This is a genomic window from Paraburkholderia sp. (assembly GCF_035501035.1).
Lineage (GTDB): Bacteria > Pseudomonadota > Gammaproteobacteria > Burkholderiales > Burkholderiaceae > Paraburkholderia.
This window is the reverse complement of sequence record NZ_DATJWR010000261.1, coordinates 1-8,962: the sequence shown is the minus strand read 5'-3', so window position 1 is coordinate 8,962 and position 8,962 is coordinate 1. Positions and strand designations below refer to the sequence as shown.

Here is an 8,962-nt window from a genome sequence, read left to right as displayed (position 1 = left end):
CTCGAAGTTCCGCCTGCGCGTCGCGGCGGCGGGGCTGTTCGTGTTCGTCTGCTTCGGGTTGATCGCGTTCCGCTTTCTCTACCTGCAGGTCTGGAACCACAGCAAGTACTCGCTGCAGGCGGACGAAAACCGCATTTCCGTTGCGCCGATCGTGCCGAACCGCGGCATCATCACCGACCGCAACGGCGTCGTGCTCGCCAAGAACTACTCGGCGTACACGCTCGAAATCACGCCCTCGAAGCTCACCGACACGCTCGACAACACGATCGACCAGCTCTCGACCGTGATCCCGATCGACCAGCGCGACCGGCGCCGCTTCAAGAAGCTGCTCGAAGACTCGAAGAACTTCGAGAGCCTGCCGATCCGCACGCGCCTGACCGACGACGAAGTCGCGCGCTTCACCGCACAGCGCTTCCGCTTCCCCGGCGTGGAAGTGCGCGCGCGCCTGTTCCGCCAGTACCCGCTCGGGCCGACGGCCGCGCACGTGATCGGCTATATCGGCCGCATCTCGCAGCGCGACCAGGAGCGCATCGACGACGCGAGCGACCAGAACGACAGCGATCCCGAGCATTACGATCCGCGTCTCGACGCGAACAACTACAACGGCACCGACTACATCGGCAAGATCGGCGTCGAGCAGAGCTACGAAACCGAACTGCACGGCCTCACGGGCTTCGAGGAAGTCGAGGTGACGGCGGGCGGCCGTCCCGTGCGCACGCTCTCGCGCACGCAGGCCACGCCCGGCAACAACCTAGTGCTGTCGATCGACATCGGCCTGCAGCAGGTGGCCGAGCAGGCCTTCGCGGGCAAGCGCGGCGCGCTCGTCGCGATCGAACCTTCCACCGGCGACATTCTCGCGTTCGTCTCCGCGCCGAGCTTCGACCCGAACGCGTTCGTGGACGGCATCGACCAGCAGACCTGGGACGAGCTCAACAACTCGCCCGATCACCCGCTCCTGAACCGCCCGCTGCACGGCACCTATCCGCCGGGCTCGACCTACAAGCCGTTCATGGCGCTCGCCGCGCTCACGCTGCACAAGCGCACGCCGCAATGGGGCTTCTCGGACCCCGGCTACTACATGTTCGGCGGGCACCGCTTCAATAACGACGTGCGCTCGGGCCAGGGCTGGGTCGACATGAACCGCGCGATCATGGTGTCGAACGACACCTACTTCTTCATGCTCGCGCACGATCTCGGCGTGGACAACATCGCGAACTTCATGAAGCCGCTCGGCTTTGGCCAGCTCACCGGCATCGACATCGCCGGCGAAGCGCGCGGCATCCTGCCTTCCACCGAATGGAAGCGCAAGGCCTACCGCAAGCCCGAGCAGCAGAGGTGGTACGAGGGCGAGACCATCAGCCTCGGCATCGGCCAGGGCTACAACTCGTTCACGATCCTGCAGCTCGCGCACGCCACGGCCACGCTCGCCGACAACGGCATTCTCATGAAGCCGCACCTCGTGAAGGAGATCGAGAATCCGATCACGAAGCAGGAGCGCCTCACGGTGCCGAGCGAGAGCGGCCGCCTGAACGTGAGCCAGGCCGACATCGACGTCGTGAAGCGCGGCATGGAAAACGTGACGATGAATCCGTCGGGCACGGCGTATCAGCTCTTCCGCAACGCACCCTACACGTCGGCGGGCAAGACCGGCACGGCGCAGGTGTTCTCGCTGCAGGGCGGCAAATACAGGGCGCACGCGCTCGCCGAGAATCTGCGCGATCACGCACTTTTCATCGCGTTCGCGCCGGCCGAGAAACCGCAGATCGCGCTTGCGCTGATCGTCGAAAACGGCGGCTGGGGTGCGCAGGCGGCAGCTCCGATTGCGCGCCGCGTACTCGACTACTGGCTCGTCGACCGTCTGAAGCCGGGCGTCGAACAGGCAGCCGTGGCAACCGCGGCTTCGGCGACCGAGGACGCGTCGGCGCCCGTGATCGGCGCACCGGCCGAGGCGTCGGGCGCCTCGGGCGTCGGGGTTGCACCGCAGCCCGTGAAGGTCGCTGCGGGCTTCACGGCACTGCCGATTCCCGGCGCGGCGTCGGCCGCGGCGGCAGCGGCGGCAGCTTCGGATGCTGCGGCGGCGACGGCAGCCTCCACCGCGACGCCGGCTTCAGGCGCTGCCGCACAGCCCGCGCACGCTGACGCCGCCGCACCTGCTGCACCCACCGCGGCAGCCAGCAAGACCGGCAAGCCCCGCCAGAACGTCGCTGCTGACGCGCCTGCGGGAGCCGATGCCGTGAACGGCGGCACCGCCAGCACGAACGGCACGCCCGACACGAGCGCGAGCCGCCCGCCCCCCGCCTCCGTGCCGCGCCACTTCGGCCCTGGCCCCCATCGTCCGCGCCGGCCCGCGAGCGCGCCCGAAGCGGCCACGCTCGCGCCGCCGCCCAAGGCCGCGACCGGCGGCATCGACGAGTAAGGAGTCACCATGCCCTTCTTCCAGCTCGACAAGATCGACAAGCGCGCGGTGCTCGACGCACTGCGCAAGATGTTCCTCGGCTTCGACCGCCCGCTCGCGCTCACGGTGTTCCTGCTGCTGTGCGTGGGCATCGTCACGCTGTACAGCGCGAGCCTCGACGTGCCGGGCCGCGTGGAGGACCAGCTGCGCAACATCATGCTCACCTTCGTGCTGATGTGGGCGCTCGCCAATGTGCCGCCCAACACGCTCATGCGCTTTGCCGTGCCGGCCTACACCATCGGCATAGCCTTGCTGGTGGCGGTCGCGCTATTCGGCCTCACACGCAAGGGCGCGAAGCGCTGGATCAACGTGGGCGTCGTGATCCAGCCCTCCGAAATCCTCAAGATCGCCACGCCGCTCATGCTCGCGTGGTACTACCAGCGCCGCGAAGGCGTGATGCGCTGGTACGACTTTCTCGTTGGCTTCGTGATCCTGCTCGTGCCGGTCGGCCTGATCGCCAAGCAGCCCGACCTCGGCACCGCCGTGCTCGTATTCGCCTCCGGCCTCTTCGTGATCTACTTCGCGGGGCTCTCGTTCAAGCTGATCGTGCCGGTGCTGATCGCGGGCGTGATCGCGGTCGCTTCGATCGCGGCGTTCCAGGACAAGATCTGCCAGCCGCAGGTGAACTGGCCGCTCATGCACGACTACCAGAAGCACCGCATCTGCACGCTGCTCGACCCCACCTCCGACCCGCTCGGCAAGGGCTTCCACACGATCCAGGCCGTGATCGCGATCGGCTCGGGCGGCCCGCTCGGCAAGGGTTGGTTGAAGGGCACGCAGTCGCACCTGGAGTTCATCCCCGAGAAGCACACCGACTTCATCTTCGCGGTGTTCTCCGAGGAGTTCGGCCTGGTAGGCGGCCTCGTGCTGCTCACGCTCTACATGTGTCTGATCGCGCGCGGGCTCTATATCGCCGCGAACGGCGCGACGCTGTTCGGCCGGTTACTCGCCGGCTCGCTCACGATGGCGTTCTTCACCTATGCGTTCGTCAACATCGGCATGGTGAGCGGCATTCTACCCGTGGTGGGCGTGCCACTGCCGTTCATGAGCTATGGCGGTACGGCGCTCACCACGCTCGGCGTGGCGATCGGCCTCATCATGAGCGTGGGACGCCAGAAGCGGCTCATGCAGAGTTGATGCCCGTGGCGCGTAGCCGTGCCCGCTCGCCCCTGGATCAAGAAAAAACGCGCCGGCATTGCCCGGCGCGTTTTCGTTTCAGCGCGCGTTGCGCAGGCTCACCACCGGCTCATTACCGGCTCATTACCGGCTCACTGCCCACTCACTGCGCGGGCGCCGACTTCATCAGTTGCGCGCTCAACTGCTGATACTTGAGCCGCGCCACCGGATCACCCTGCGCCGCCGCCGCCGCATAGTAGGCGCGCGCGACGTTCAGGTTCTTCGGCACGCCGTCGCCGCCGAGCTCGTAGAACGAGCCGGTCACGTATTGCGCGGTCATGTCGCCGCCCTCGGCGGCCTTCTTGTACCAGTAGAACGCCTGCTTGTTGTCGCGCGAGGTGCCGCGCCCGTCCAGATACTGATTCGCGAGCGCGAGCTCCGCCTGCACGTGGCCCTGCTTCGCGGCCTTCAGGAACCACTGGTGGGCCTCGGCCGGATCGCGCGCGACGAAATCGCCGTCGTCGTACATCTTCCCGTAGACGTATTGCGCATGCGACATGTTGGCGTCGGCGGCCTTGCGCAGCCAGCGGCGGCCCTCGCCCACGTCGGCGGCGCCGCCTTCGCCGTTCACGAGCATCATCGCGTAGTTGAACTCCGCCAGCCGGTTGCCGCGCTGGGCCGCCGCCAGGAACTCGGCGCGCGCCGCGCTGAGATTGCCGGCGTTGTAGTCGGCAACGGCGCCAGCCGTCTGCGGATCGGATTGCGCGCCGGGAGCCACGTCGCTCGCACCTGCCGCAGCCGCGAGCCCGCTCGTACAGAGCGCCGCGCCCACGACGCAGCCCGCCCCCGCCACACGGGCGGCACGTGCCAGAACCTGCGCCAAAAGCGCTTTCGGCAACCTCATGATCTCGCCTCCTGGAGCGCCTGACGTGTCGCGCGCACGAGCCAGATCACGTCGGCGGCGAGCGCGATGAAGCTGAAGCCCATCTCGCGATACTGCTTCGCGTTGGCGGCATCCATCGCGAAGATGCCCGATGCCACGCCGGCCTCGCGCGCGGCTGCAACGATGCGCCGCATGGCCGCGAGCACGTCGGGGTGCTTCGAGTCGCCGAGATGGCCAAGACTCGCCGCCAGATCGGCGGGCCCGACGAACAGGCAATCGACGCCCGGCACCGCCGCAATCTGCTCGACCTGCTCGAGCGCCGCCGCCGACTCGATCTGCACGATCGTCGCGATCTGCGCATTGGCGCCTTGCAGGTAGTCGCGCCGCATGCCGTAGGCCGCCGCGCGCACCACGCCCGCAACGCCGCGCTGGCCGTTGGGCGTATGCGCATCGGGATACTGCGTGAGGTTCACGGCGCGCGCGGCCTCCTCGGCCGAGCTCACGTTGGGGAACATCACCGTGCGCGCGCCCGCGTCGAGCACGTGCTTGACGAGCCAGGGCTCGCTGTCCGGCAAGCGCACCACGGGCTCGGTGGGCAGGTGGGCGGCTGCGATCGCGCGCAGTTGCGCGATGGTGTCGCCGCTGTCGTTGGGCGTGTGCTCCATGTCGATCAGCAGCCAGTCGAAGCCGGCGTGCGCGAGCGCCTCCGCGGCGGTCTCGCTGCCCATCGAAAGCCATAGGCCGTACAGCGGCTCCGCCTCCTTGAGGCGTTCCTTGAGGGGGTTGGTGAAGGTGCTCATCGCCGTGCTCCCGGCGAGGCTGCGCGACGCACACGTCGCGCGCGGGCGGCTTCGCCCGGCGAGGCGGCAGCCGGCATGTCTCGCTCCGTTATGTGTTATCGGGCCGCGCGCGAGGTTGCGCAGGCTCTGTCGGAACGATGATACCGCGACAAAAAATTGCGAGCCGGAGCGGAAAACCCGGTCTTGCGCAGTGCGGAAAAGGGGGATGCGGGCAGTCGGGGCACGATGCCGAGTCAGTGATGTCGCGATGTAGCGACGCCCCATGTAGCGACGCCGGGTGTAGCGATGCGCGGCGTAGCGACGCCCGACGCGATCTCGCCCGGCGGCGGCCCGGCAGCCGAGCGCCAGCCATGCCGCCGCGCACGCTTTCAGTCGCGCGTGACTTCGGCCCAGCAGTTCGGCGTCTCGTACAGGCGCACCTTGTATAGCCGCAGATTGACGCCGTAATGCGCGTCGTAGACGTTCGCGAGGATATCGAACGCGATGGCCGCGAGATTCTCCACGGTGGGGATGCGGTCGATCACGACCGTCTTGTGTCCCGGCAGCGTTTCGAGGAAGCCGCGCACCTGCGTATCGCCTTCGAAGACGAGGAACGCGTGATCCCACAGATCAACGAGGTGCTGGTTCGCGAGCGACTTCACGTCCGCGAAGTCCATCACCATGCCGCGGTCGGGCGCGCCCTCGGTCTCGACGAGGTCGCCCTGCAGCGTGACTTCGAGCACGTAGCGATGGCCGTGCAGGTTGCGGCACTGGCTGCGGTGGTCGGGAATGCGGTGGCCCGCGTCGAATTCGAGTTTTCGGGTGATCGTCAGCACGGCGCTTCAGGGAATGTTCAGGTACTTGTGGGTCTGCATCGAAAGGCGCCACTGCGGATGGCGCTTGCACCAGTCGATGGCGAGTTTCGTGTTCAGGTCGCGCGACGGGCCGTCCATCGGCTGCACGAGGAAATACTCGAAGTCGAGCTTCGCATAGTCGGCAAGGCGCTGGTTTTCCTGCGGCACGACGACCTTGAGTTCGTTGCCCTTCGTGACGACGAGCGGCGCGTCGGCCTTCGGGCTCACGCAAACCCAGTCGATGGTGTCGAGCACCGGCAGCGAGCCGTTCGTTTCGATGGCGATCTCGAAGCCGGCCGCATGCAACGCGTCGACGAACGGCTCATCGATCTGCAACATCGGCTCGCCGCCCGTGCAGACCACGAAGCGGTTGCCCTCGCCTTCGGGCCACAGTGACGCGATTTTCGCGACAAGTTCTTCCGGCGTGCGGTACTTGCCGCCGTTCTCGCCATCGGTGCCGACGAAGTCGGTGTCGCAAAAGCGGCAGATAGCCTCGGCGCGATCTTCCTCGCGGCCCGACCACAGATTGCAGCCGGCAAACCGGCAGAACACGGCCGGACGCCCGGCGTTCGCGCCCTCGCCCTGCAACGTGTAGAAAATTTCCTTTACCGCGTAAGTCATGCTGCTGCCTGGTTCTGGCTCATGAGCAGTAGGCTCGTGGAAAGCCGGTTGGTCTCGGGCACGGATTCATCGTGCAGGCGGGGCGCGCCGCCCGTGCGTCGCCCACCCCTTGTCTCGTCGTTGCTGCGTGCTGCCGCGTGTTGCCGCGTTTGCTGCGTCATTGCTGCGGCAACCCTGCCATGCGCCGCACGGCTCTCGTTCAGGCCGGCGCTTCCGTTACGTTCTCGCCCACGAGATACGCCTCGTAGCCGCGCTTGCGCAACTTGCACGCCGGGCATTCGCCGCAGCCAAAGCCCCACGAATGAAGCTCGGCGCGCTCGCCCAGGTAGCACGTATGCGTCTCGACGCGCACCAGCTCGACGAGTTCCTCGCCGCCAAGTTGCTGCGCGAGCCGCCACGTGTCGGCCTTGTCGAGCCACATGAGCGGTGTTTCCAGCACGAAGCGCGTGTCCATGCCGAGATTGAGCGCGACCTGGAGCGCCTTCATCGTGTCGTCGCGGCAGTCGGGGTAGCCCGAGAAGTCGGTCTCGCACATGCCGCCCACGAGCACCTTGAGCCCGCGCCGGTAAGCGATCGCCGCGGCAATCGTCATGAACATCAGATTGCGGCCCGGCACGAAGGTGTTCGGCAGGCCGCTCGCGGCCGTTTCGATTTCGATCTCGCGCGTCATGGCGGTGTCGCTGATCGAGCCCAGCACCGAGAGGTCGATCATGTGGTCTTCGCCAAGACGCTCGCCCCACGCGGGGAACGTGCGCGCGATCGCGGCGCGAAAGCCCTCGCGGCACTCCAGTTCGACGCGATGACGCTGGCCGTAATCGAAGCCGAGCGTCTCGACGGTCTCGTAGCGGTCGAGCGCCCATGCAAGGCACGTGGCCGAGTCCTGGCCGCCGGAAAACAGCACGAGCGCGCCCTTGGCTTCTGTTCGAGTCACCGTGAAACTCCGTGAATGAGGTTTCCGCCCGAGCCTGTCACCCGCTAGCCACTAGCTGTTAGCTGCTAGCTGCTTTGGTTGCTTGAAACGCTCGGGCGGACCGCCGCGGACAAGGCGCGCCGGCTCATGCAGTATAGGCCGCGGCCCCTGCGCGGGCATTGGCGCGAGCCTTATACCCCGGATACCGTCGATGTCTGGCTCATTGCCCCTTGCGCACCACTCTGCCTGCAATGCCCAAGAGCAAGACAACGAAAAAGCCCCAGGAATCGAACGATCTCCTGGGGCTGCATTCTGGTGGCCTGGGGCGGAATCGAACCACCGACACGCGGATTTTCAATCCGCTGCTCTACCAACTGAGCTACCGGGCCAACGAAGAAACGAGAGTATAGCGACCTTAGCCGACTTGCGCAAGCCCATTCGCGAAATGAGTGCAGTCGGTGTTTCACTCGCCCTTGCTCTTGCCGAGGTCCACGCCGAGCTGCTTGAGCTTGCGGTACAGGTGCGTACGCTCCAACCCCGTTTTCTCGGCCACGCGCGTCATGCTGCCGTTCTCGCGTGCGAGGTGGTACTCGAAGTAGGCGCGCTCGAACGCGTCACGCGCGTCGCGCAGCGGAATGTCGAAGGAGATCGAAGCCGTGTGCGCCGCGCCTGCCCCGCCCTGCATGCCCTGCACGCCATCGGCGCCGAGCACCGGCAGCGCCGCGGCCGAAGCCACCACGGCCGGTCCGCCCGCCACCGGCTTGGCGGCCGCCGCCGGCGCGACCGGCGCGGCCGTGCCCCGCGCGAGACCCTGCTCGACCGCCTTCAGCAGCTTTTGCAGCGCGATCGGCTTTTCGAGGAAGTTGAGCGCGCCGATCTTGGTCGCCTCGACGGCGGTGTCGATGGTCGCGTGCCCCGACATCATGATGACCGGCATCGTGAGCTGGCCTTGCGCCGCCCACTCCTTGAGCAGCGTGACGCCATCGGTGTCCGGCATCCAGATATCGAGCAGCACGAGGTCCGGCACCTGGCGCTGCCGGAAGTCGCGCGCCTGCTGGGCGTCTTCCGCAAGCTCCACGACGTGTCCTTCGTCGCTCAGGATCTCCGAGAGCAATTCCCGGATGCCCATTTCATCATCTACCACCAGGATGGTTGCCATTTACGCTGCCCTTGTCTGCACTGTTGCTTTTGATCCCTGCTCCACCGTGGCGGCACGCGCCTGCCCGTGACCCGATGTGCCAGTCGTGCTGGATCCACCGGGCCCGGGTGTGACGGCATCATCTGCCAGTTGGAGAAACAGAATCGAGATTTGCGCGCCTTCTATCACGTCGCCCGCTTTCAGGC

The 8,962-nt window shown here is 66.9% G+C and carries 9 protein-coding genes and 1 tRNA gene; 2 read left to right on the top strand and 8 right to left on the bottom strand.

Annotation, left to right across the window (positions count from 1 at the left end):
* Nucleotides 1-2,416 (top strand): penicillin-binding protein 2 (gene mrdA / locus VMJ11_RS19150; RefSeq protein ID WP_325620960.1); only part of this gene is annotated, 2,416 nt, incomplete at its 5' end.
* Between the two features lie 9 nt (nt 2,417-2,425).
* Complete coding sequence (gene rodA / locus VMJ11_RS19145) at nt 2,426-3,592, top strand: rod shape-determining protein RodA (protein ID WP_325620959.1); 1,167 nt, start codon at nt 2,426-2,428, stop codon at nt 3,590-3,592.
* A 142-nt stretch (nt 3,593-3,734) separates the two neighbouring features.
* Here the strand turns inward: rodA and VMJ11_RS19140 are convergent, their stop codons facing one another.
* The 8 genes from VMJ11_RS19140 to VMJ11_RS19105 form a co-directional block, all read right to left on the bottom strand.
* Nucleotides 3,735-4,475 (bottom strand): tetratricopeptide repeat protein, encoded by a 741-nt coding sequence (locus tag VMJ11_RS19140; protein ID WP_325620958.1) that lies wholly within the window; start codon nt 4,473-4,475, stop codon nt 3,735-3,737.
* A complete protein-coding gene (locus VMJ11_RS19135; protein ID WP_325620957.1) occupies nt 4,472-5,254 on the bottom strand; it encodes an HpcH/HpaI aldolase family protein in 783 nt (260 codons plus the stop codon). The genes VMJ11_RS19140 and VMJ11_RS19135 overlap by 4 nt, the downstream gene beginning before the upstream one ends.
* A gap of 368 nt (nt 5,255-5,622) precedes the next feature.
* Nucleotides 5,623-6,066, bottom strand: a complete 444-nt coding sequence (gene queD / locus VMJ11_RS19130) for a 6-carboxytetrahydropterin synthase QueD (protein WP_325620961.1) — start codon at nt 6,064-6,066, stop codon at nt 5,623-5,625.
* 9 nt (nt 6,067-6,075) lie between these two features.
* Complete coding sequence (queE, locus tag VMJ11_RS19125) at nt 6,076-6,708, bottom strand: 7-carboxy-7-deazaguanine synthase (RefSeq protein ID WP_325620956.1); 633 nt, start codon at nt 6,706-6,708, stop codon at nt 6,076-6,078.
* A 199-nt stretch (nt 6,709-6,907) separates the two neighbouring features.
* Nucleotides 6,908-7,639 (bottom strand): 7-cyano-7-deazaguanine synthase QueC, encoded by a 732-nt coding sequence (gene queC / locus VMJ11_RS19120; RefSeq protein ID WP_325620955.1) that lies wholly within the window; start codon nt 7,637-7,639, stop codon nt 6,908-6,910.
* A gap of 292 nt (nt 7,640-7,931) precedes the next feature.
* Nucleotides 7,932-8,007, bottom strand: a tRNA-Phe gene (locus tag VMJ11_RS19115).
* A gap of 74 nt (nt 8,008-8,081) precedes the next feature.
* Entirely contained in the window at nt 8,082-8,777 is a 696-nt protein-coding gene (gene esaR / locus VMJ11_RS19110; protein WP_325620954.1) for a response regulator transcription factor EsaR, read from the bottom strand.
* Nucleotides 8,778-8,962, bottom strand: a 185-nt coding sequence (locus tag VMJ11_RS19105) for a hypothetical protein (RefSeq protein ID WP_325620953.1), incomplete at its 5' end; no start/stop codon positions are given.